Source organism: Ensifer sp., from assembly GCF_031989085.1.
Classification (GTDB): Bacteria; Pseudomonadota; Alphaproteobacteria; order Rhizobiales; family Rhizobiaceae; genus Ensifer.
This window is the reverse complement of record NZ_DALZXU010000001.1, coordinates 922,746-944,719: the sequence shown is the minus strand read 5'-3', so window position 1 is coordinate 944,719 and position 21,974 is coordinate 922,746. Positions and strand designations below refer to the sequence as shown.

Here is a 21,974-nt window from a genome sequence, read left to right as displayed (position 1 = left end):
AGGCGCGCGCATCAAAGACAAAATCCTCCCGGAGACTGAAATGCCCCTGACCCATCCGGAAACGGAACTGCACAACCCGCAGAGCACCAAGCCGCCGCTTGATCCGCATCTGAAGGCGCTGGAAAACGAAGCGATCCACATCTTCCGTGAAGTGGCCGCCGAGTTCGAGCGCCCTGTCATGCTCTATTCGATCGGCAAGGATTCATCGGTGCTCTTGCACCTGGCGCGCAAGGCTTTCTATCCCGGCCGCGTTCCCTTCCCGCTGCTGCATGTCAACACCGGCTGGAAGTTCGCCGAGATGATCGGGTTTCGAAACGAGATCGTGAAGCGCTACGACCTCGACCTGATCGAGCACGTCAATCCGCGTGGCGCTGCAGAGAACGTCACGCCGTTCAGCCACGGTTCGGCGCTCTATACCGACATCATGAAGACCGAAGCGCTGCGCCAGGCGCTCGACGCCGGCCAGTACGATGCCGCTTTCGGCGGCGCGCGCCGCGACGAGGAGGCTTCGCGTGCCAAGGAACGGATCTACTCGTTCCGAACCCCGGACCATCGCTGGGATCCGCGCAACCAGCGTCCCGAGCTCTGGAACGTCTACAACGGCATGGTGCGCAAGGGCGAGAGCGTGCGCGCCTTCCCGCTGTCGAACTGGACCGAGGTGGATATCTGGCGCTACATCCAGGCCGAAGACATCCCGATCGTGCCGCTTTACTTCGCCAAGAAGCGCCCTGTTGTCGAACGCGACGGCATGATGATCCTTGCTGAAGACCCGCGCCTCGAACTGCTGCCGGGTGAAACCAAGCGCGAGGAGGTCATCCGCTTCCGCACGCTCGGCTGCTTCCCGCTGACCGGCGCCATCCGCTCCGAGGCAACCTCGCTCGACGACATCATCACCGAACTCGAAACCGCGACCGTATCCGAACGCCAGGGCCGCGCCATCGACCGTGACCAATCCGGTTCGATGGAAAAGAAGAAACGCGAAGGATATTTCTGATGACCGCACCAGCAACCGCGAATGCCGTTCAGGAAGACGCAGCCGGCCACGTCGTGACGTTTCCGGCCACAGAAACGGCGCGCGCCGCACGCGACAGCCGTCCCCTTCGTCTCATCACCTGCGGCTCTGTCGACGATGGAAAATCGACGCTGATCGGCCGTCTGCTCTGGGACACCAAGGCGGTCAAGGAAGACCAGGCTGCCACGCTCAGGCGCGATTCCAACGGCAAGCAGAACGATCTCGGCCTGCCCGACTTCGCTTTGCTGCTCGACGGTCTTCAGGCCGAGCGCGAACAGGGCATTACCATCGACGTCGCCTATCGCTATTTCTCGACCGACCGACGCTCGTTCATCGTCGCCGACACGCCCGGCCACGAGCAATATACGCGCAACATGGCAACCGGTGCCTCGACGGCGGACCTTGCGATATTGCTCGTCGATGCTCGCGTCGGCCTGCTCGAGCAGACCCGGCGCCACGCGACGATCGCGACGCTCATGGGCATCAAGCAGTTCGTGCTGGCGGTCAACAAGATCGACCTGACGGATTATGACCGCGCCCGGTTCGACCAGATCAGCCACGAGTTTCGCGAGCTGGCCCTGTCGCTCGGCGTCCGTCAGGTCACGGCAATCCCGCTTTCGGCATTGAAGGGTGAGAACGTCGTCTATGACGGTCGCGCCTCGATGCCCTGGTACGATGGGCCGACCCTGGTCGAAGTGCTGGAGCTGGCAACGACACGCTCCTCGCAGACCGTTGGCTTCCGCCTGCCGGTCCAGCGCGTCTCCCGCCCCGGCGAAAGCTTCCGCGGCTATCAGGGAACGGTTGCCGGCGGTTCGGTGAAGCCGGGCGACAGCGTCGTCATCCTGCCCTCGGGCATGGTCGCCAACGTCACCAAGATCGTCACGTTCGACCTCGTGCGCAACGCGGCCGTGGCCGGTGACGCGATCACGCTGGTTCTCGACCGCCAGGTCGACGTTTCGCGCGGCGACATGATCGTCGCCATCGACAGCCAGCCGCTGACGGGGCTTTCCTTCGACGCGCACATCGTGGCGCTGCAGCCGGACGGCGTCCAGCCGGGAAAACGCTACTGGCTGAAGAGCGGCAGCCGCCGCCAGCGCGTCCAGGTGCAGCCGGCAAGCCAGCTGGACCTGAAGACGGGCAAGTGGGAACAGGCCGAGCAGCTGCCGATGAACGCGATCGGCAAGGTTCATCTTGCCTTCGACGAACAGGCCGTCTTCGACCCCTACGAGCAGAACCGCACGACGGGTGCGTTCATCCTGATCGATCCGGACACCAACAACACGGTGGCCGGCGGCATGATCACGGCGAAGCGCTCGGCGCTCGGTGGTATCCATACCGAAGACGCCCGCGTGATCCTGTCGCTGCCGGCCGATCTCGCCGATCAGTTGATGGCGACCGAGCTGTTCGTCAGCCGTCGTGAAGATGCTGAAGTGCGCCGCGTCAGCGCTGGCAGGGCCAGCGAGATCATCGACACGATCGACGGCTGACGCCGATCACCAACATCAAGGAAAAGGGCCCGCGAGGGCCCTTTTGTTTATCGCTGTCGGCCTCGGCGGTATCCATCGAATTGTTGCCGCCACTCTTTCCGAAAAACCTTGCTGCACTACATCCGAGGGACCGGGAAGGAGGAGCAGCCATGATGCTGGACCAGGAACGGGAGGACGCGCCGCGCCGAGATTTTCTTGGACGGGCGGTGACCATCGAGGCCTTTGCGCGAAAGTATCGGCTCGATGCAGACGAAGCCAAGCGACTTCAGGGCCAATTTGGCCTGGCGGCCAGGGAGATCGAGTTGCTCCAGGCAGCGCGCCGCAACGGTATGCCCGAGGAATAGCGCCGCAACCCACTTCGGCGCGCTTGCGAAAGTTACGACCGTTGCTCGATGCCCGGCAGCGCCATCGTCAACGGAGCCGGATCTGCGCGCTGCCAAAGCTGATAGCCGACCACGCTACCGAGGATGGCAGTCCATATGGCGATTTCGCGAAATGTGAATATCCGTTCCTTCAACATTTGAGCCTCACGGGGAGAACGATTGTTGAGAACAATATCGCCTTTATTGTTCACTCCGATAAGACGCCTATTCGTGAACAGGCCGTCTCCAATTGGACAATAATGGAGGTAGAGACGGATCAAGCGCGCATGTCCTCTAAGCGTTACGGGCAGTCTGCGACCGCAGTGTCTGTCTGCGCACGCCGTCGGACAGCGGACTGCAACGACTGTCTGCACGGCCCATGTTGCGTGGAAATGGCGCACGCCTGGCAATTGCTTCACCATCTGCACGGCCCGTAAAATTCAGGGGTTCAAATGTGTCGGCGCATTTGTAAGTTGGCGCGTCGATCATGATGATCGATAGGGCTGTTTCACCGTTTCCTGACGCCGTGAAACAGTCCGCCCACCCCGCGCCTGCGCGGCTCTTGCGCGGCCCCGGCGCAAGAAAAAGGGCCCTTGCGAGCCCTCTCCAATCTTTCATAGAACTGCCGACTATCAGCGTGTACTGATCGCCGGTTCAGCGCTGTCGTCTTCGGTGCGGCTTGCAAAGTAATTGGCAAGCAGCGCACCTGAAATATTGTGCCAGACGCTGAAGATTGCGCTTGGAACCGCTGCCACCGGCGAGAAGTAGGTATTGGCCAGGGCTGCCCCGAGGCCGCTGTTCTGCATGCCGACTTCGATGGCGATCGCCTTGCGCTTGGCAAGCGAAAGACCGGCTGCCTTGGCGGCGAAGAAGCCGAGGAGATAGCCGAGGCCATTGTGCAGGACGACAACGGCGAAGATCAGCAGGCCGGAGCTGGCGATCGCACCCTTGCTGGCGCCGACAACGGCTGCGACGATAAGGACAATGCCAGCGACGCTGACGAGCGGCAGGGCCGGAACCGCCGCCTTGACCACGCCGGGAAGCAGTTTCTGCAGCAGAAAGCCGAGCGCCAACGGCAGGAGCACGACCTTGACGATGCTCATGAACATCGCCGCCGCATCGACCGGCAGGTACTGGCTGGCAAACGTCCAGACGAGGAAGGGCGTGACGATTGGCGCCAGCAGCGTGGTGACGCTGGTGCAGGCGACCGATAGCGCGACATCCCCCTTCGAGAGATAGGTCATCACGTTGCTCGACGTGCCACCCGGGCAGCAGCCGACGAGAATGACACCGGCTGCCACTTCCGGCGACATCGGAATGATCGCCGTCAACAGGACCGCAAGCAGCGGCATGATCAGAAACTGCGAGATGACGCCGATACCGACCTCAAGGGGGCGCCTGGCGACCTCCTTGAAATCATCGAGCGAAATCGTGAGGCCCATTCCGAACATGATGATGCCGAGCAGAGTGACGATATAGGGCGTTACCTGCTTGAAAATATCGGGAAAGACGAAACCGAGAACGGCGAAAACTATGACCCAGAGCGCGAATGTGCGTCCGACAAACTGGGAAAACGATGCGACTGCCTTCAAAACTTTACTCCTTGGCGTAATGAAAGGCTGTCTAGGCGCGGCGGGCGGCCGCCTCAACATACTTCGAATAAAAAACGCGCTGACGTCGCAATTTTGTGTCGCCTTCGCCATGACTGCCGGCACGAGCGGCACACATCTGGACATCCATGGCAGCATGGGGGATATCCAGCTTTCAGGCGACGACGCCCCGAAATCGAGGAGAAAAAGATGACCACGGAGAAAAAGCCAGAAACGACCGTGACCGTGGAAAAGCGAGCGAACGGCAAATGGTGCTTCGTCGTCAGATACCGCGGCGTCACCCATCCTGCGGAGGGCAACTTTTCCTCTATGCTGCAGGCACAGGCGGTTGGCCAGTCGGTTCTGAAGGCGCTGGAAAAGCGGGGCTAAGCAGGTCGTCGGCGATGACCGGCAGCGCCCTGCCGGTCCACCCGAGCGCCGCTAGTCGGCTTTGCTGAAGATGCTCGGCCGGAAAGCGGCGGAGAACCGTTGCCATTTTTTCCGGACGGAAAGCAGCAGCGTGCGGATCCGCCGGTCGTGTTTGGTCCTCAGCCGGACCTTGCGCCAGGGCGTATGCCTTCTATAGGCGAGGAAGGTCGCCTTTTCCGGGTGCACGCATTCTTCGGTGTTCGGCTTGGCGTGGATGAAGTGCACGATCGACGCGTCGGAGTAATCGTCCCATCCCTTGCGCGCATTCCAGTGGTCGGCAAGCAAGACAAAGTCGCCTTCCGCAGCGACGTTCAGCACATCCTGGTCCAGAAACTTGAACGAACTGTCCTTCAGCATCGCAGTGATGCGACCGGTATAGTCGCGCGCGTTCCAGGCATCGATGTCGACAAGCAGTACCCCGGCATTGAAATAGGGCATGGCGAGCCCCCGGGACAGCGACAGGTTGAATCGGGTCGGGTCATCGTAAGGAACGGCCGCGACGGCTTTTCCATCCAGTGCCATTTCAAACAACGGCGACAGGCTTTTTTTGACCAGCGTGTCGGCATCCAGATACAGCATGCGACGATGCTGCCCGGCGAGCAGTTCCGGCAGGTATAGCCGCGCATAGGTTGCCCGGCTCCAATAGCTCGTCGTCTTCAGCTTGGAAATTCTGGAGAGAATGTCGCCTTCGACATCAACAAAGCGCAGCGGTCGTTTGGTACATTCCTGCAACATCGCCTTGTCGGAGGGCCGCAGCCCGTCGCTCAGAATATAGATTTCGGCATCGGGGACGCCGCCATTCTTTTCAAGGGAATAAAGCATCACCCCGGCGAGTTCCGCGAAGTGCCGATCGATCGAGCAGGCGACAATCATTCGATTTCATTTCCAACAACGCAATGCCCTGCCGAAACGGCAGCATGCAACTTTCAGTGACAGGCAAGGTCGCGACTGAACGGGGCAACGCCCGCAGCCTTTTTGTTCGCCATGAATTGGAAGATCATTGGCCCGGTTACGACGCAGCCAGACGCGTTATCTACGGGCAATGCTCAATGGAAATATTACGTATATTAATCAGACATTTATTACCTTGAATAAAGATACTGAATCGATGCATTCTTCTTTGTTACAACGCATTCGCATACTTCGTCGTGGTGTCAAGAAAGCTTTGCGCAGGACCACGTATTTTCTGTGGACGTCAACCAAGCATGCGCTCTGCCAGGTCGCCAGCAACTACTGCGTTGCCGATCGGATGATGTTGCAGAGACCGTCGCGCACGATGTCCTTGGAGGTCACCTGCCCTGCCTGGATATCGAAGATGGCATCGACGCGCGTGCCGGCACCGCGCTTGCGTGCGACGACACGCAAGGTCTGGATGCGACCGGAACCGGTCGTCTCCTGATAGGCGTCGACTGTACCGAGCGACCTGTCGACCTTGATGCCCGAAAATCCCTCGGCAGCGACGCCCTGGGCCAAACGCTGCAAGGCAGCTTCGGGCTTCAGCTTGGCGAACTCCTGCCAGGTCTTGTAACTGATGGCCGTAACCAGCGGCACGCCGGATACCTTGAAGTTCTTCTCGCAGCTCTGTGCCTGCGCCAGACCATGGCTCGCAAGAACCAGCGCTGATGCGACGATCACCCGCTTGATAAACATTCCCCTACCCCCAGACAAAGACGACAATTGAGGGATACAGACTACATTCACAAGTTGCAGTCGTGCAAGCCGAACATCCGGTCATGCAGCCTTTTCGCAAGGATGCGCAACTCGGAGGGCAAAGCGCCGCAAGCCGGCCGGAAGGCAGCACTGCGGCTGAGCGGAGGTCCGATTGAGAAAGCCGATCGGGTGTCGCTGATGCGATTGACAGCGGATCTGTCCACACGCACCTGCCATGCCGCATCGAGATGCAGTATCGGGATGAATGACAATAAGGGATTGATTTAGCTGGTCGGAGTGGCAAGATTCGAACTTGCGACCCCCACGTCCCGAACGTGGTGCGCTACCAGACTGCGCTACACTCCGTGACCAGCGGCGCCTCTATAGAACAGGCATTTGGATTGCACAAGCGCCTAATTCGAAAAACCGTCCGGTCCTCGAAAAAAAGCTGAGCCGGTGGATAACCCGAGCACAACCCTTCCTGCACACAGCACCGGATGTCACGGCCCCAGAAAAGGCAAACGCCCGAGCTATTGACGCGTGACGTACAGATTGGTTGTCTGTCGCGTCCGCCTCAGGTTTTGCCTGCTGCCCCAAAGGAGTGCAACCGTGTCGACCATCCGTCCCGTGCCGCTTGCAGCCATGATCCTGATCAGCCTTCTGTCCGGGCCGGCCGCTGCCGATATCGCCGGCCCATGGGGCTTCCAGGTTGACCTGACCTTCTCGCAGGCGGCGGCGAGCAAACTCCAGGCGCTCAAGGAGGGGGTCGTGATCGCTGCCTACTATTCCGGCGAGCCGGCTACCGGCGCCGAAGAACATGCCGACCAGATCGGCATGATCAACCTTGGCGAAGACAGAGCCGAGCGTGACGGCGAGCCCGCCGTGGTGGCGATCCCAGGCAAGGGCGACATCGAGACCCGCCTGCATTGGGTCAAGGATGGCGAGCCCCTCGTCAACATCAACGTCTATTCGGCCCGCCGCAGCGGTCCGGACAACCTGCTCGACTGCGACGTCTATGACGGCCCGCTGAAGGCGATCGCCGGCAACGCCACCAAAATCGGCTGCAAGCTGATTGGCGAGTAGGTGTAAAGCGAAGGCGGGTCGCCCGGAGCAGCCCGTGCCAGCGCAAACCCTTCTCTTGCCCGCGCCCGCCCCCGCATGGTGATTCGCCTCGTTCTTCGGGCATGACGTCTCATGCCCGATGCCCTGGTCGTGCTCACCGAAAAGCAGCCGTGATCCATCACGTTGCCGTGAGGTTGCCGGGCCAGATAGGGACTTTCTGCAACGCTTCGCAATTTCCTTAAACAGAATGCGGACGGCGGATTTTCTTTACCGGATTTTGGCGCTAGAGGCTCAGCGGAAAGCGCGCAAACTCAGGGGATTGAGCTTGCGCGACACACCTATTTCCGAACGAGAGCCAAAGGGACGAAGACATGAACTTCCGCATGATGACGGTGGCAGGCCTCGCGCTTGCGCTCGCAGGCTGCACCACCACGACGGGGATCTCCAGAAACGCGGTGGAATCGCGCTGGCTCGGCCAGCCGGCCGGCGGCTTCTTCGCCCTCTACGGCCCACCGCTCTCCGATGTCGAAAGCGGCAGCTCCACCGTCTACAACTGGAAGGGCGGCTACAAGACCCGCAAGGTCGCGGCCCAGTACGAAACCGGCAAGGACGGCAAGCGCGGCAAGCGGATCTCTTCGGCCCGCACGGAATACCTGAGCTGCTCGGTGCAGCTGACCGTTTCTTCGGACTATGTCATCCGCTCGATCCGCCTCGTCGGCGATCACAAGCGCGCCGACGGCCCGAGCTGGTGCGAGGAATTCCTCGGCGGCGCCAAGCAGGACAAGCCGGCCACACCGGCAAGCTGATCGCCGTAGCGACAAACGCCAGACTTTTGCAAACCCGTCGACGTCAGTCGGCGGGTTTTTTGCATCCCAAGGGACGCGGCCGCGCCGAAACCGAGCGCGACCGTTGTTGGGGCCATCCGGGCAGCCGTGTAGCGCTGCGACACGCACGAACGAAGTGCGGGCCAGGAAAATTGAAGGACCCCAAACGTCAGCGGGACGCTACAGCGGAAGCGAACGACAGGTGCGATGTCTGCGATGAAGAGATGGCTGGGGCGCCAGGATTCGAACCTGGGAATGCCGGTACCAAAAACCGGTGCCTTACCGCTTGGCGACGCCCCAACGGAGTTGACGAAACATAAACTCGTCAAATCGAGCGCCTGATTATCAAAGCTCGTGCCGCGTCACAATGATTAAGTTTGCCGTTTGAACGGTTTTGTTCGGCTTTGTCCGCGCACATTCTCTCCACCTCCAGTGAAAGACCGGCGCTCAGCGCGGCGGCGCCCTTCCCTTCCCCACTGTCACCTCCTATTCTGCGGCGCGAATGGAGACCTTCATGAGCCAGTTTCGCGCCCGCCCGCCAGCCATGCCTACGATCCTTGTCGACGACGCGGTGGTGCGCATTACACGGTGGGATTTCGAGCCCGGCGCCGACACCGGGCATCATGTCCATGGTCTCGGCTATGTCGTCGTGCCGATGACCGATTGCCAGTTCCTGCTGGAGGAAGAAGGCGGCAGCCGGCGCGTGGATATCGCCAAGGGGGCCGCTTACCGGCGTGAGGCAGGCATGGCCCACAACGTCGTCAATGCCGGCAGCGAACCGATGGCCTTCATCGAGATCGAATACAAGTGAAGGCCAGGAACAGGCGCATGCAGGGGCCGGCCTTCGATCTCGATTTCAAGCCGGCGCACGGGGAAGCCGTGATCGTTGCCGACGGCATTCAGCGCATCACCGTCAACAATCCCGGGCCTTTCACCTTCCACGGCACCAACAGCTATATCGTTGGCGGACGATCGGTAGCGGTCATTGATCCGGGGCCGGACGACGAAGCGCATTTTCAGGCGCTGATGGCGGCACTTGCGGGCCGGGAGGTCACGCACATCGCCGTCAGCCACACGCACCGCGATCACTCGCCGCTGGCGCGCCGGCTGAAGGCCGCAACCGGTGCAACGATCGTCGGCGAAGGGCCGCACCGCGCCGCACGCCCCTTGCATGTCGGCGAGATCAACCCCTTTGCCGAGAGTTCCGATATGGAATTCTCGCCGGATGTCAGCCTCACCGACGGTGGACGGATCGAGGGCGACGGCTGGGTGCTGACGGGGCTCGCCACCCCCGGTCACACCGCCAACCACATGGCGTTTGCGCTCGAGGGCACCGGTACGGTTTTTTCCGCCGATCACGTCATGGCCTGGGCGACGACGATCGTCGCGCCGCCGGATGGCGCCATGGCGGATTATATGGCCTCGCTGGAGGCGCTGCTTGCACGCGACGATCGGCTCTATCTGCCCGGTCACGGCGGCCCGGTCATCGAGCCGGCGGCGTTCCTGCGCGGCTTGCGCGCCCACCGCCGCATGCGCGAGCGCGCGGTGCTCGAACGCGTGCGCGCCGGCGACGGCAACATCCCCGACATGGTCAAGGTGATCTATGCCTCGACCGACGTGCGCCTGCATGGCGCGGCCGCCCTTTCGGTGCTGGCGCATCTGGAAGATCTGGTCGAGCAGGGGCGTGTCGTGACCGACGGTCCGCCTTCCCTTCTCGGCGACTATCGCTTGGCACCGGGCGGGGCCGGATGAGCACCCGCCGGCAAGCCCACAGCTACCGCAACGACCCGTCGGTCCCATCCTTTCCCGACGATCGGCCGGTGATCGTCTTTGACGGTGAATGCATCTTCTGCTCGGGCTGGGTACGCTTCATGCTGCGCCATGATCGCAAGGCGCGCTACCGCTACCTGACGGCACAATCGCCGCTCGGTCGGGCGCTCTACCGGCACTACGGCCTCGATGACGAAAACTATGAGAGCAATATGCTGATCGAGGACGGCATCGCACGCTTCAAGTCCGATGGGTCGATCCGCACGCTTGCGGGCCTCGGCCTGCCGTGGTCGTTGGTCAACATCTGCCGCATCCTGCCTGCAGCGCTTCGCGATCCGATTTACGATCTGGTTGCACGTAACCGTTACCGGATCGCCGGGCGCCGGCAGAGTTGCATGGTGCCGACTGTGGAAGAACGCGGGCGCTTCATCGCATGACGCATCCGCAAGCCGAACGTTCAATCCATCGGCAAAGCCTCTACCGACAGGTTCTCGGCCGGGATTGGGACCGCCTGCCCGCGGCGATCCGTGCCGTGCATGAGACGTCGGACGGATACGTTGCCTTCAGGGGGCGTGCGACCGTCGAGCGCGGTCGGGCGCCACTGGCCCGCCTTGCAGCCTTCATCGCCGGCTTTCCCGCCGCCGGGAAAGATGTGCCCGTCGAGATCCACTTCGCCTGCTCCAGTTGCCGCGAAATCTGGAGCCGGCGCTTCGGCGACAAGGTTCTGCGCAGTTCCCTGCAAAAAGTCGAGAAACGAAAAGAACGATTGCTCGCAGAGGATTTGGGGCCGTTTCGCATTCTCTGCAGCCTGGCGCCCGAAGCAGACCGCCTGCACCTCAAGGTTCGTGGCTGGTCCGTTCTCGGCCTTCCGCTTCCGCTATTTCTCGCGTCGGGTGGCCGGACTTTCGAGGAGGATCGCGACGGTGTGTTTCACTTCCATGTCGAAGTCGAAAGCCCCTTGACCGGCTTGATCGTGCGCTATCGCGGCTGGCTCGAGCCGGCAGCGCCGATCAAGACGAACATGCCGGCAAGATCCGACAGTGCCGGAGCCCTCACCCAAGACTGAGGCGTCCAGGCAAGTCTTTTCCGGTCAGTCGCCGGCAATGCCGAGCAACTCGGCATCGAGCGCCCGCAGGAACTGGTCGGCAAAGGCGGCACCGATGCCGAGGTCGTGCTGGCCGTAGCGCGAGGCGACGCGCAGATCGACGAAGGTCGTCTCCGCCTCTTCGCGCAGGCGGATCAGCACGTCGAAACGAAAACCTGCAATCAGCGTGCGCCACTCGCCCTGGAGCACGACATCGCTCGCGCGCCGCCCGGGAATTGCACCTTCGAGTGCGACCTCCGGCCGGGATTCCGGCACGGGGATATTCTCCGGTTCGGCAGAAGCATCCGCCCCGGCATTCGGCCGAACGGCCAGATCCTCCAGGTCGGCGCGGGCATTCTCGACGCCGAGTTCCTGGGTCACGCCAACGCGCGTCTTCTCCACGACGTTGCGCACGCCCTGGAACACCCGGTCGAGCGCGCCGTCATACCGTCTCCCGGTCAGGCCGGGATAGGCGACGATCTGTGCTTCGCGGTCTTCAGGCGTGACGGCCGGATTGCGTTTCAGCCAGCTTTCCTCCGTCTGCGGCACCTTTAGCCAGGGCGGCGGCGTCACCGTGTCGGTGCTGACATCGTAGATCTTCGGCCGTGTCAGATATTGGGTGGCACCATAGCCGATGAAGGCGAGCGTGGGCGCCGCATAGACGAGCGCCGATGCCGAAGCGAGGCCGCCGATCGCAGCCACCTGCCAGAGACGCGCGAGCCCGACCAGCGCCAACAGGACGCCAAGCAGCGCGAAGGCGCCCGACAGCCCGACAAGGCCGAGGAAATGCGGCGTGGTCAACGGACCGAACCGATGCGCAGCCAGGGACAGGGCGAAGATCGCAAAGGCGATGCGGGCAAAGCGGCGCGCCCAATGGGCGGCATGGGAATAGGGGCGCTCGTACCGGACCATCATGTAACGGAATCAATCCCCTGCATCGAAACAGACCTGCATTCTTAGACCATGGCCGGGGCCGTGAAAACAGGCAATAGACACCGGCGCGCGGCGGGGGGTGGACACCCGGGCGCCCCTGCCGCAAAATCGCCATTCTCGTTAACCACCTATCAGACATCAGGAATATGCTCGCACGGCGGCAAATCTGTCGTGCAACGTCAATCGGAGGCAACGGCCGACGACCGGGAACAGATCCGGCACGGCAAGACGGAGAGACATCATGGTCGCATCGCAGGTAGCCGTGGCACCCGCCACCCATGCCGCACCGCCCTCGCCAGCCGACAGCGGCATACCGATGGCGCTGCTGGAGTTGGAGCTTTCCCTCGACGGTTTCTCCGGAAGCAAGGACGATTTCACCGCTTTCATCCGCACCGTTGCCGACAATGTCGGCGGCGAATTCCTCTTCGCGCTTCCAGCCTCTGGCCTGATCGAGAATTGCTTGAGCATCGCGGTGCTTCGCATCGGCGAAGCCGACGGCGAGACATCGCCGATCCTGTTCGTCTGCCTCGAAGAGGAAGGCTCGACAATCCGGCTCGAGCCCCCCGGCGAAAACACCCAGGACCTGAAAAGCTTTGCCGAATCCTTCGTCGGCGTGCTCGAGCGCATCTGATCCTTCACGGTAAGGAAACGGATTGACGGCGGGCTGCGGGCGGGCTCATCATGCCCGTATGCAATTGAATCGTGACCGCAATATCCGTGTGGTGTCTTTCTGCCCGAAACCCCGGCTCGGGTTTCTGGCCCTTGCCAAGCCTCGACCGCCGATTGCAAGAGCCGCCACGCGGGTCTTTGTGCAGATCCCCGAAATAATCAGGGTGGACATGACGGCTCACCATGCGGCAGAGCTCTGTCCCGCAGCCGGTGGCGAAGTGCCGAGCGACGCGGCGTGCCCGACGACCTTGCCATTGTGAGGTACGGGCACACGCAACGAAGCGCTTTCGCCGATCCGATCTGCGTCCGCTCAGGAGGCATGAAGACGATGAAGACCAAACTGCTGATCCTTGCCGCCGCGGGGCTGATGCTCGCGGCTTGCCAGACGATGACACCGGAAGAACGACGCGCCGCTGATGGCAACACCTGCGCCTCCTACGGCTTTCGGCGCGGCACCGACGCCTTTGCCACCTGCCTGCAGCGTATCGAACTCGACCGCCGCGCCGAGTCGCGCGCCTTTCGCTATGACAACGATGTGATGATATGGGGCTGGAGCCGCCCGGTCGTGGTAACGCGCCCTGTTATCGTGCAGGGAAATTAACGGGCCAACACCAGACTGCTTTGCTCGTTGGACCGGACCGGGTTCAGGGAGAAAACGATGCAGCCGTTTCCAGATCCGACAGCGCCCCGGAACATCACGGTTCCGGGGCGCTGATCTTTCAAGGGCGTCGTTGTCGCTTCACGCCTTGCCGTTGATGGCCGCTTGCGCAGCTGCCAGCCGGGCGATCGGCACGCGGAACGGCGAACAGGAGACGTAGTCGAGGCCGGCATCCTCACAGAAACGGATCGAGGCCGGATCACCGCCGTGTTCGCCGCAGATGCCGAGCTTCAGCCCGTTCTTGGTGCGGCGTCCACGTTCGGCAGCAATCTGGATCAACTCGCCGACCCCGTCGAAATCGAGCGAGACGAAAGGATCCTGCTCGATGATGCCCTTCTGCTGATAGGTCGCCAGGAACTGCGAGGCATCGTCGCGCGAAATGCCGAAGGTCGTCTGGGTCAGGTCGTTGGTGCCGAAGGAGAAGAAGTCGGCGGCCTCGGCAATCACATGGGCCCGAAGGGCTGCGCGCGGCAGCTCGATCATCGTGCCGACGAGATAGTCGATCTCGATGCCGGCCTCGCCGATCACGGCCTTTGCCACCGCATCGATGCGTTCCTTGACGTAGTCGAGCTCGGCGCGCAGGCCGACGAGCGGCACCATGATTTCAGGCACGACGGGAGCACCGGTTTCGCGCGCGGCCTCGACGGCCGCCTCGAAGATGGCGCGAGCCTGCATCTCGGCGATCTCCGGATAGGAGATGGCGAGCCGGCAACCACGATGGCCGAGCATGGGATTGAACTCGTGCAGCTGATCGACGCGCTGGCGCAGGGCTGACGGATCGAGTGAAAGCACGCCGGCGACATCGGCGATTTCCTCGTCGGTCTTCGGCAGGAATTCGTGCAGAGGCGGGTCGAGCAGGCGAATGGTCACCGGCAGGCCGTGCATGATCGAGAAGAGTTCGACGAAGTCCGAGCGCTGCATCGGCAACAGCTTGGCAAGCGCCATGCGCCGGCCTGCCTCGTCTTCCGCAAGGATCATCTCGCGCATGACATTGATGCGCCCGTCCTCGAAGAACATGTGCTCGGTGCGGCAAAGACCGATGCCTTCGGCGCCGAAGGAGCGCGCAGCACGCGCGTCGGCCGGCGTTTCGGCGTTGGTGCGCACGGTCATGCGGCGGCTCGCATCCGCCCAGGCCATGATCTTTCCGAAATCGCCGGAGAGTTCCGGCTGGAGCATGGCGATCGCCCCCTTCAGCACCTGACCCGAAGAGCCGTCGATGGTGATGATGTCACCCTTCTTCAGCGTCACGCTCGGGGTGATCAGCAATTCGTTGCGCAGATCGACACGAATGCTGCCCGCGCCGGAAACGCATGGCGTGCCCATCCCCCGCGCGACCACCGCGGCGTGGCTGGTCATGCCGCCGCGCGTCGTCAGAATTCCCTCGGCGGCATGCATCCCGTGAATGTCTTCAGGGCTGGTTTCAATGCGCACGAGAATGACCTTGCGGCCTTCCTTGTCGGCCTGGACCGCCTCCTCGGAGGTGAAGACCATTTCTCCTGTCGCCGCCCCCGGCGACGCTGGAAGGCCCGAGCCGATGATATCGCGGCGTGCATGCGGATCGATCGTCGGGTGCAGCAACTGGTCGAGCGAGGCCGGATCGATGCGGGCGACCGCTTCGTTCGTCGAGATCAGTCCCTCGTCCGCCATGTCGACGGCGATCTTGAGCGCGGCCTTGGCCGTGCGCTTGCCGGAGCGGGTCTGCAGCATCCAGAGCGTGCCGCGTTCGATGGTGAATTCGAGATCCTGCATGTCGCGATAGTGCCGCTCGAGCTTGTCGCAGATGGCGCGAAACTCGGCAAAGGCTTCCGGCATCAGCTTTTCAAGCGACGGCTTGTCGGAGCCCGACGCGATACGAGCGGCCTCGGTGATATTTTGCGGCGTGCGGATGCCGGCGACCACGTCCTCACCCTGGGCATTGACGAGGAACTCGCCGTAAAGCTCGTTCTCTCCCGTCGATGGGTTACGGGTAAAGGCAACGCCGGTTGCCGACGAATTGCCGAGATTGCCGAACACCATCGCCTGGACGTTGACCGCCGTGCCCCAGGCCGCCGGGATGGAATGCAGGTGGCGGTAGGTGATGGCGCGCGGGTTCATCCAGCTTGAAAACACGGCGCCGATCGCGCCCCACAGCTGGATTTCCGGGTCCTGGGGAAAGGGCTCGCCGAGCGCTTCCTCGATCGCTTCCTTGTAGCGGGAAATGACATGCTGCCACTCGACCGCGGAAAGCTCGGTATCCTGCTCGTGGCCGAGGCGGGCCTTCTCGTCCTCGAGGATCTCTTCGAACACGTCATGATCGACGCCCATGACGACGTCGCCATACATCTGGATGAAACGCCGATAGCTGTCCCAGGCAAAGCGCGCATCGCCGGCATCGTGACCGAGCGCATGTACGGACTGATCGTTGAGGCCGAGATTGAGGACCGTGTCCATCATGCCCGGCATCGACGCACGGGCACCGGAACGCACGGAAAGCAGCAGCGGACGGTTGATGTCACCAAAGACCCGGCCGGTGATCTCCTCCATCCGGCGAATGCCTTCGCGGACCTGATCGTGCAACCCGGCGGGTATTTCGCGGCCATTGTCGAAATAGCTGTTGCAGGCATCTGTGATGATCGTCAGTCCCGGCGGCACCGGCAGGCCGAGGCTGCACATTTCCGCAAGGTTCGCGCCCTTGCCACCCAGCCGGTCACGATCGCCCGCCCGACCTTCGGCCTTGCCCCCACCGAAGGTGTAAACCCATTTCGTCATGCCTGCTCTCCACCCAAAACAGTCTTTTATGACGATTTACAGTATATGCTTCAGCCTGGAAATGCACTCGCCGAAGATTTATGCTGCAGCGCATCATTTTATCAGTCGGCGACTGCAATGCGGCAAAAAACGTAACGTTCGGCAGAGCGGCGACGTGCGCGATTGCGGGGCGATCTCATCGGCCGCCGCGCCCACATTTGAAAACCACTTTCTTCCGTCGGATCTCAACGAAGGGCAGCACAGATCGCCAGCAGCCCGTTGCCGCTTCAATGATCAACATCTAATATAATGAGACGATGCGGGCGCCATCGGCGAACATCCCACGCTACCGGCTCGTTTCAATCCTGAAGGCTTGGAGGAATGCCATGGAATGTCGTGCGAAGCTTGGCTTTTCGGTGCTTTCTCTCCTGCTGCTGCTGCTCGCCCCGGGCTTCGCCTTGGCTGAAAACGCCGGCAAACGGATGGCGCTGGTCGTGGGCATGAGCGACTACGCCGTTGCCGGCACGCTACCGAACGCGGCGCGCGACGCCGAAGCCTTCAGCGACTTTCTCAAGAGCCAGGGTTTTGAAGCGGAACTGGTGGTCAATGCCGATCGCCGTCATTTTGCCGAGGCGCTGTCGCGTTTCTCCCGCAACATCGGGCCAGAGGACACAGCGCTGTTCTATTTTGCCGGGCATGGCATGCAGCTTCGCGGCGAGAATTTCCTGATCGGCACCGACGCCAGGCTCGAAAGCGAGTTCGACGTTCCGGCGGAAACCGTGGCTCTCACAGAGATCATCAATGCGCTCGAAAAGCGTGCGCGGATATCGCTCGTCTTTCTCGACGCCTGCCGCAACAATCCGCTGGCCAACAAACTCAACGTCGATGTCGACGGCGCCACGCGCGGCAGTGCCACCCGCGGTCTCGCACCGATCGAAACGCAAGGTTCCGGCACTCTCGTTGCGTTTGCAGCAGCGCCGGGACAGGTGGCCGCCGACGGCACCGACGGCCATTCACCTTTCACCCGCGCCCTGATTGCCAATCTGTCCGGCGCCGGGCTCGAGGTCGGCACTGCCTTCAAGCGCGTGGTGCGCGATGTGCGCAAGGATACCGACGGCAAACAGTCACCGCAGATCCTCTCCTCGCTGTCGCTCGAATTCTACTTCGGGCAAGAGCAAGCGGCCCCACGGATCGAGGCAGCCGCACCGGCACTACCGGTTCCGGCAGAAGATCCCGATGCACTCGAAGCGGAAAGGGATTTCAAGAAGGCGCTTCGGGTCGGGACACCACGGATCTGGCACTTCTTTGTCGAAAAGCATCGCAGCGGCGAATATGCCGACCTCGGACGCCAGACGCTGGCGCAGATCGAGCCCGCGGCAGTCCGCAACCAGTCGCATCTGCCGCAATCGGTCGAAGCGCGACTTCTGCCCGACAAGGACCGGCGACGGAACGTGCAGCTGGCACTCGTCGCCAAGGGCTTTACCGTCGGCACCGCCGACGGCGTTTTCGGCGGACTGACACGGGAGGCGATCAAACTCTTCCAGAGCACCGAAAGGCAGCCGGCGAGTGGTTTCATCACCGAACGCACGGCAGAATCCCTCGGCATTGCCGTCAATGACAGCGCGGAGGGCCTCTATAGCGCGCCGAAAGCCCGGCGCTACGACGTTGCCAACCTCGAGGGCCTCGAACCGGACAAGCGTGTTCTGGAGGCCCTCACCTGCCTGCGTCATTTCGATACCGTCTATGGCGTGTTCGGCGGGCATCTCTATGTGGCAGTCAGAACCGGCACGATCCTGGCGGTTTATGCGCGCGGGATCGCCAGCGGCTGCGGGGCGCATCTGGCGGCGATTTCCTCCGAGGAGGAGAACGCCTTCGTGGCGTCGCTGTTCAATGCCGATCAAAGCTTCTTTCAGGTGGGCTACGACCCAAGGGGAAACGTCAGCTATAAGATGGGTCCCTGGATCGGCCTCACGCAGGACCCCCAGGGCAAGGAGCCGAAGGGCGGCTGGCGGTGGGATAACGGCACCGGCATGACCTACACGAAGTGGTTCGCCGACATGCCGAACGAAGACAAGAAGGGCGACGATATCGGCATGTACTACGCGCATCGCCGCGGAAAGGTCGACACGAAGTCCGTCTATGTCGACACCTGGGATGACATGGGGTCGACCGACGGAACCGGCGGTCTCATTCTCGAATTCGAGTGACCCGCCTACACCACTTCCCTCAGCCGCTCCGCGGTTTGCAGATCGACGGAAACGAGCTGGGACACGCCCTGCTCTGCCATCGTCACGCCGAACAGGCGGTTCATGCGGGCCATGGTGATCGGGTTATGAGTGATGATGACGAAGCGGGTCTCGGTCGACGCCGCCATCTCGTCCATCAGGTTGCAATAGCGCTCGACATTGTGATCGTCGAGCGGGGCATCGACTTCGTCAAGCACGCAGATCGGCGCCGGATTGGTGAGGAAGACGGCAAAGATCAGCGCCATCGCCGTCAGCGCCTGCTCGCCGCCCGACAGCAGCGTCATCGTCTGCGGCTTCTTGCCCGGTGGGCGGGCGAGGATCTCAAGGCCCGCTTCAAGCGGGTCGTCGCTCTCGATCAATTGCAGTTCGGCCGTGCCACCGCCGAAGAGGTGGGTGAAAAGCCGCTGGAACTGGGCGTTGACCACGTCGAATGCGACGATCAGCCGCTCGCGCCCCTCGCGGTTGAGGTTCTGGATGGCGCTGCGCAGCTTGCGGATCGCCTCGATGACGTCGTCGCGTTCCTTCAGGAGCAGGGCGAGACGCTCCGACAGCTCCTTCTGTTCCTCTTCGGCGCGCAGATTGACGGCGCCAAGACGTTCGCGTTCGATCTTCAGTCGTTCCAGCTCGCGCTCGACATTGCGCATGTCGGGCAACGCTTCGTCGACGGCAAGCCCGGTCAATCGCATCACTTCGTGCGGAGCGCAGGACAGCGCCTCCTGGATCCGGGCCTCGATCTCGACGCGCCGCTCGCGGCCAGACACCAGCCGCTCCTCGGCGCGGCCGCGCTTTTCACGCGATTCCGCCAGCTCAGACAGCGCCGTCGCGGCCATGCGGTCAGCCTCGCGCTGGCGCCCTTCGGCCTCGGCAAGAATATCGGCGGCCTCGCGCCGTGACGCTTCAGCCTTTTGCAATTCGTTCATCAGCGCGCGCCGCTTGTCGTCGAACTCGTCGGGCGCATCCATCAGGTCTTCGACCTCTTCGCGGGCTTCCGCCTCGCGGTCCCTGAGGGTGGCGATGTGCTCGTCTGCGCTCGCGGCCCGCGCCTTCCAGGTCTGGCGTTCGCCCGATATTGCCGCAATGCGACGCTGCCGCGCCTCGTTCTCGCGCGCCAGGCCATCATGGGCGGCGCGCCGTTCGGCAACCGCGGCGCGGTCGGCTGCGACATCCGCCGTCTGCGTCCGCAGTTTCAGCTCTAGCTCGGAAAGGTCGGGCGCATCGGCAAGCGCGTCGTTGGCGGTCTCGATCTGCTCGGCGACTTCCTCCAGCTGGCTTTCGAGCTGGCTCTTGGTCTCGGCAACAACAGCACGGCGGCGCGAGAGATCGCCGGAGGCGCGCTCGGCGGCAGCCAGCGCATCGCGGGCCTCGCCCAGCTGGCGCGTGATCATGCGCTGCGCGTCGCGCGCAAGCCTGAGCCGCTCGTCCTCGGCGCGGATGCGCGAACCGGCAGCAGCAAGATCGGCCTCGGCTCGGCTCAGTGCTTCGCCGGCGTCATCGGCTTCAGCATCGAGCTCGGCAAGGCGGTTTTTCTGGGCGAGCCTCAGCGCCGCAGCGCTCGGCGCTTCGGAGCCGGTCACATGGCCGTCCCAGCGCCAGACGGAACCCTGTTTCGTCACCAGGCTCTGGCCGGGCTTCAGCGCCGGCATCAGCCGCTCGGCCTCCGCTTCGCTGTCGACGATGCCGATCTGGCTCAAGGCACGGGCCAGCGCCTGCGGCGCGCGAACGTGCTCGATCAAGGAGCGCACGCCCGGCGGCAAAGGGGCATCGCCGGAATGGTCGCCCGGTGTGCGCCAGTGGGCGGGAGCCGCATTGTCGAGCGGCGAATCGAGATCGTCGCCGAGCGCGGCTCCAAGTGCCGTCTCGAAGCCGCGATCGACCTTCATCTCCTCGACGACACCAGGATAGTCGCCGCCGCCTGCCGCTTCGAGCATCCGGCGGATCGTGCGCGCCTCGGTCTCGATGCCATTGAGCACGGCCCGCGCCCGATCGACCGGTGGGCGCGCGTCTGCCTCGGCACGACGGGTTTCGGCGAGCGCCTCCTCGATATCGGCGACGTTCGCTTCGGCCTCTTCAAGCGCCGCCTCGGCCACCTCCACCTGCCCCTGCTTTTCGTGCGGGTCGGGCAGCGATGCCATCTGTCGGTCGAGTTCGTCGAGATCGCGGGCCTGGTCGGACAACTGGCGCGCCAGCCGCGCCTGGCGTTCCGACAGATCGCGCAACGCGCGCTCGAGCTGGTTGCGGCCGGCCTGCGCCTCGGCACGCTCGGCCGTCAGCCGGCTCAGATCCGCTTCGCTTGCGGACAACTTCTCGTTAGCCTCTTCGAGCCGCTCCCGGGCTTCGCTCGCCCGATCATCAGCCTCGCCAAGCGCCTCGCGCAGTTCCTCGTCCTCTTCGTCGAGGCGGGCGATGATGCCGGCATTGTCGGCAACCAGGCGTTCCTCGCGGGCGATATCCTCGGCCAGCTGCGCCAGGCGGCGCTGCAGCTCGTCGCGGCGGCGCAGGATGCGGCCGGCATCTTCTTCGAGCTGCGAGCGGGCAATCTGCAGGCGCTGCAGGGCGGCGGCGAGCTTCGCCTCGTTCTCGCGCAACTCCGGCAGTTTCAGGCTGGAAATCGCCTGATCCTTGGCCGCCTGCATCTGCGCCTGCGCCTTTTCCGCAACCAGCGCCGTCACCTGGTTGAGCTGGCTGGTCGCCTCGGCCTCGGCCTCCTTGGCCTGGACCCAGCGGATGTGAAACAGGATCGCCTCATGCTTGCGGATATCGGCCGACAGCATCTTGAAGCGATTTGCCTGACGGGCCTGACGCTTCAGGCTCTCGATCTGGCTTTCGAGCTGTGAGGTCACATCATCGAGGCGCTCGAGATTGGTCTCGGCAGCCTTCAGCCGCAGCTCGGCCTCGTGCCGGCGCGAATGCAGACCGGAAATGCCGGCCGCTTCTTCCAGCAGCTGGCGGCGCGCCTGCGGCTTTGCCGAAATCAGTTCGCCGATGCGCCCCTGGCCGACCATCGACGGCGAACGGGCGCCGGTGGAGGCGTCGGCAAACAAGAGCTGCACATCCTTTGCGCGCGCTTCCTTGCCGTTGATCCTATAGACCGACCCCTGTTCGCGCTCGATGCGGCGCGTCACCTGGATTTCGTCGCTGTCGTTGAAGGCGGCAGGTGCCGTGCGATCGCTGTTGTCGAGATAAAGGCCGACTTCGGCGGTGTTGCGCGCCGGACGATTGCCCGAGCCGGAAAAGATCACGTCGTCCATGCCGGACGCGCGCATGTTCTTGTAGGAGTTTTCCCCCATCACCCAGCGCAATGCTTCGACAAGGTTCGACTTGCCGCAGCCATTCGGGCCGACGATGCCGGTCAAGCCGCGCTCGATGATGAATTCGCTGGGTTCGACGAAAGACTTGAAGCCGAGCAGGCGAAGCTTGTTGAACTTCATGCGGTAGACGCTGGCGCAGAACGCCCCTTGTCATCCAACCTGCG

General features: G+C 63.0%; 20 protein-coding genes and 2 tRNA genes. 13 read left to right on the top strand and 9 right to left on the bottom strand.

The features are described from left to right. Positions 1 to 40 precede the first annotated feature (40 nt). The 3 genes from cysD to RTP54_RS04510 all read left to right on the top strand — a co-directional run bounded on the left by cysD (position 41) and on the right by RTP54_RS04510 (position 2,843). The gene (gene cysD / locus RTP54_RS04520; RefSeq protein WP_312361282.1) at positions 41 to 994 is read left to right on the top strand and encodes a sulfate adenylyltransferase subunit CysD; all 954 of its coding nucleotides are present in this window, start codon (positions 41 to 43) and stop codon (positions 992 to 994) included. Further along, positions 994 to 2,499, top strand: a complete 1,506-nt coding sequence (gene cysN / locus RTP54_RS04515) for a sulfate adenylyltransferase subunit CysN (protein ID WP_112808465.1) — start codon at positions 994 to 996, stop codon at positions 2,497 to 2,499. The genes cysD and cysN overlap by 1 nt, the downstream gene beginning before the upstream one ends. Positions 2,500 to 2,651: 152 nt before the next feature. Next, positions 2,652 to 2,843, top strand: a complete 192-nt coding sequence (locus RTP54_RS04510) for a hypothetical protein (RefSeq protein ID WP_409517114.1) — start codon at positions 2,652 to 2,654, stop codon at positions 2,841 to 2,843. Positions 2,844 to 2,875: 32 nt separating this feature from the next. Here the strand turns inward: RTP54_RS04510 and RTP54_RS04505 are convergent, their stop codons facing one another. Both RTP54_RS04505 and RTP54_RS04500 read right to left on the bottom strand, forming a co-directional pair. Continuing rightward, positions 2,876 to 3,142 (bottom strand): hypothetical protein, encoded by a 267-nt coding sequence (locus RTP54_RS04505; protein ID WP_312361278.1) that lies wholly within the window; start codon positions 3,140 to 3,142, stop codon positions 2,876 to 2,878. Positions 3,143 to 3,493: 351 nt separating this feature from the next. Then, a complete protein-coding gene (locus tag RTP54_RS04500; RefSeq protein ID WP_312361276.1) occupies positions 3,494 to 4,453 on the bottom strand; it encodes a bile acid:sodium symporter family protein in 960 nt (319 codons plus the stop codon). Positions 4,454 to 4,660: 207 nt separating this feature from the next. Here RTP54_RS04500 and RTP54_RS04495 point away from each other — a divergent pair, with 207 nt between their 5' ends. Then, positions 4,661 to 4,840, top strand: coding sequence for a hypothetical protein (locus RTP54_RS04495; protein ID WP_112808473.1), 180 nt, complete (start codon positions 4,661 to 4,663; stop codon positions 4,838 to 4,840). Positions 4,841 to 4,891: 51 nt separating this feature from the next. On the opposite strand, the gene RTP54_RS04490 is transcribed toward RTP54_RS04495, so the two are convergent. From RTP54_RS04490 to RTP54_RS04480, 3 genes are all read right to left on the bottom strand, one after another. Continuing rightward, entirely contained in the window at positions 4,892 to 5,752 is an 861-nt protein-coding gene (locus RTP54_RS04490) for a glycosyltransferase family 8 protein (protein WP_312361274.1), read from the bottom strand. Positions 5,753 to 6,109: 357 nt separating this feature from the next. Further along, positions 6,110 to 6,529 carry a hypothetical protein gene (locus tag RTP54_RS04485; RefSeq protein WP_112808477.1) on the bottom strand — a complete coding sequence of 140 codons (420 nt, stop codon included), beginning with the start codon at positions 6,527 to 6,529 and terminating at the stop codon, positions 6,110 to 6,112. Positions 6,530 to 6,818: 289 nt separating this feature from the next. Then, positions 6,819 to 6,895: transfer RNA gene (locus tag RTP54_RS04480), tRNA-Pro, on the bottom strand. Between the two features lie 243 nt (positions 6,896 to 7,138). On the opposite strand from RTP54_RS04480, the gene RTP54_RS04475 reads away from it, so the two are divergent. Then, positions 7,139 to 7,612, top strand: coding sequence for a hypothetical protein (locus tag RTP54_RS04475; protein ID WP_112808479.1), 474 nt, complete (start codon positions 7,139 to 7,141; stop codon positions 7,610 to 7,612). Positions 7,613 to 7,962: 350 nt separating this feature from the next. Next, positions 7,963 to 8,397: a hypothetical protein gene (locus RTP54_RS04470; RefSeq protein ID WP_112808481.1), complete on the top strand. Its 435-nt coding sequence runs from the start codon at positions 7,963 to 7,965 to the stop codon at positions 8,395 to 8,397. A gap of 243 nt (positions 8,398 to 8,640) precedes the next feature. On the opposite strand, the gene RTP54_RS04465 is transcribed toward RTP54_RS04470, so the two are convergent. Continuing rightward, positions 8,641 to 8,715 (bottom strand) — tRNA-Gln (locus RTP54_RS04465). Positions 8,716 to 8,929: 214 nt separating this feature from the next. Here RTP54_RS04465 and RTP54_RS04460 point away from each other — a divergent pair. Genes RTP54_RS04460 through RTP54_RS04445 form a run of 4 tightly spaced genes read left to right on the top strand, consistent with a single transcriptional unit; the run spans position 8,930 to position 11,251 of the window. After that, positions 8,930 to 9,226 (top strand): cupin domain-containing protein, encoded by a 297-nt coding sequence (locus tag RTP54_RS04460; RefSeq protein ID WP_112808483.1) that lies wholly within the window; start codon positions 8,930 to 8,932, stop codon positions 9,224 to 9,226. Positions 9,227 to 9,243: 17 nt separating this feature from the next. Then, positions 9,244 to 10,167, top strand: a complete 924-nt coding sequence (locus RTP54_RS04455; protein ID WP_312361270.1) for an MBL fold metallo-hydrolase — start codon at positions 9,244 to 9,246, stop codon at positions 10,165 to 10,167. Further along, complete coding sequence (locus RTP54_RS04450) at positions 10,164 to 10,622, top strand: thiol-disulfide oxidoreductase DCC family protein (protein ID WP_312361268.1); 459 nt, start codon at positions 10,164 to 10,166, stop codon at positions 10,620 to 10,622. The genes RTP54_RS04455 and RTP54_RS04450 overlap by 4 nt, the downstream gene beginning before the upstream one ends. Next, on the top strand, positions 10,619 to 11,251 hold the full coding sequence (locus RTP54_RS04445) for a DUF4166 domain-containing protein (protein WP_312361266.1): 633 nt from the start codon (positions 10,619 to 10,621) through the stop codon (positions 11,249 to 11,251). The genes RTP54_RS04450 and RTP54_RS04445 overlap by 4 nt, the downstream gene beginning before the upstream one ends. 24 nt (positions 11,252 to 11,275) lie before the next feature. Here RTP54_RS04445 and RTP54_RS04440 read toward each other — a convergent pair whose 3' ends face one another. After that, positions 11,276 to 12,184 (bottom strand): DUF1499 domain-containing protein, encoded by a 909-nt coding sequence (locus tag RTP54_RS04440; RefSeq protein ID WP_312361265.1) that lies wholly within the window; start codon positions 12,182 to 12,184, stop codon positions 11,276 to 11,278. Between the two features lie 259 nt (positions 12,185 to 12,443). On the opposite strand from RTP54_RS04440, the gene RTP54_RS04435 reads away from it, so the two are divergent. Beyond that, the gene (locus RTP54_RS04435; protein ID WP_112808493.1) at positions 12,444 to 12,833 is read left to right on the top strand and encodes a hypothetical protein; all 390 of its coding nucleotides are present in this window, start codon (positions 12,444 to 12,446) and stop codon (positions 12,831 to 12,833) included. Between the two features lie 357 nt (positions 12,834 to 13,190). Further along, positions 13,191 to 13,472, top strand: a complete 282-nt coding sequence (locus tag RTP54_RS04430; RefSeq protein WP_112808495.1) for a hypothetical protein — start codon at positions 13,191 to 13,193, stop codon at positions 13,470 to 13,472. A gap of 138 nt (positions 13,473 to 13,610) precedes the next feature. Here RTP54_RS04430 and ppdK read toward each other — a convergent pair whose 3' ends face one another. After that, positions 13,611 to 16,277 carry a pyruvate, phosphate dikinase gene (gene ppdK, locus RTP54_RS04425; RefSeq protein ID WP_112808497.1) on the bottom strand — a complete coding sequence of 889 codons (2,667 nt, stop codon included), beginning with the start codon at positions 16,275 to 16,277 and terminating at the stop codon, positions 13,611 to 13,613. Positions 16,278 to 16,642: 365 nt separating this feature from the next. On the opposite strand from ppdK, the gene RTP54_RS04420 reads away from it, so the two are divergent. Continuing rightward, a complete protein-coding gene (locus RTP54_RS04420) occupies positions 16,643 to 18,463 on the top strand; it encodes a caspase family protein (RefSeq protein WP_312361261.1) in 1,821 nt (606 codons plus the stop codon). Positions 18,464 to 18,468: 5 nt separating this feature from the next. Here RTP54_RS04420 and RTP54_RS04415 read toward each other — a convergent pair whose 3' ends face one another. Then, positions 18,469 to 21,930, bottom strand: a complete 3,462-nt coding sequence (locus RTP54_RS04415; protein ID WP_312361259.1) for a chromosome segregation SMC family protein — start codon at positions 21,928 to 21,930, stop codon at positions 18,469 to 18,471. Positions 21,931 to 21,974: the final 44 nt, after the last annotated feature.

Bases quoted from the DNA above. Each gene is read 5' to 3' on its own strand.
- RTP54_RS04450 (WP_312361268.1), top strand. From the start codon at position 10,164: ATGAGCACCCGCCGGCAAGCCCACAGCTACCGCAACGACCCGTCGGTC.
- RTP54_RS04420 (WP_312361261.1), top strand. From the start codon at position 16,643: ATGGAATGTCGTGCGAAGCTTGGCTTTTCGGTGCTTTCTCTCCTGCTG.
- ppdK (WP_112808497.1), bottom strand. From the start codon at position 16,277: ATGACGAAATGGGTTTACACCTTCGGTGGGGGCAAGGCCGAAGGTCGG.
- RTP54_RS04495 (WP_112808473.1), top strand. From the start codon at position 4,661: ATGACCACGGAGAAAAAGCCAGAAACGACCGTGACCGTGGAAAAGCGA.
- RTP54_RS04460 (WP_112808483.1), top strand. From the start codon at position 8,930: ATGAGCCAGTTTCGCGCCCGCCCGCCAGCCATGCCTACGATCCTTGTC.
- RTP54_RS04445 (WP_312361266.1), top strand. From the start codon at position 10,619: ATGACGCATCCGCAAGCCGAACGTTCAATCCATCGGCAAAGCCTCTAC.
- RTP54_RS04510 (WP_409517114.1), top strand. From the start codon at position 2,652: ATGCTGGACCAGGAACGGGAGGACGCGCCGCGCCGAGATTTTCTTGGA.
- RTP54_RS04490 (WP_312361274.1), bottom strand. From the start codon at position 5,752: ATGATTGTCGCCTGCTCGATCGATCGGCACTTCGCGGAACTCGCCGGG.
- RTP54_RS04440 (WP_312361265.1), bottom strand. From the start codon at position 12,184: ATGATGGTCCGGTACGAGCGCCCCTATTCCCATGCCGCCCATTGGGCG.
- RTP54_RS04430 (WP_112808495.1), top strand. From the start codon at position 13,191: ATGAAGACGATGAAGACCAAACTGCTGATCCTTGCCGCCGCGGGGCTG.
- RTP54_RS04415 (WP_312361259.1), bottom strand. From the start codon at position 21,930: ATGAAGTTCAACAAGCTTCGCCTGCTCGGCTTCAAGTCTTTCGTCGAA.
- cysN (WP_112808465.1), top strand. From the start codon at position 994: ATGACCGCACCAGCAACCGCGAATGCCGTTCAGGAAGACGCAGCCGGC.
- RTP54_RS04485 (WP_112808477.1), bottom strand. From the start codon at position 6,529: ATGTTTATCAAGCGGGTGATCGTCGCATCAGCGCTGGTTCTTGCGAGC.
- RTP54_RS04470 (WP_112808481.1), top strand. From the start codon at position 7,963: ATGAACTTCCGCATGATGACGGTGGCAGGCCTCGCGCTTGCGCTCGCA.
- cysD (WP_312361282.1), top strand. From the start codon at position 41: ATGCCCCTGACCCATCCGGAAACGGAACTGCACAACCCGCAGAGCACC.
- RTP54_RS04455 (WP_312361270.1), top strand. From the start codon at position 9,244: ATGCAGGGGCCGGCCTTCGATCTCGATTTCAAGCCGGCGCACGGGGAA.
- RTP54_RS04435 (WP_112808493.1), top strand. From the start codon at position 12,444: ATGGTCGCATCGCAGGTAGCCGTGGCACCCGCCACCCATGCCGCACCG.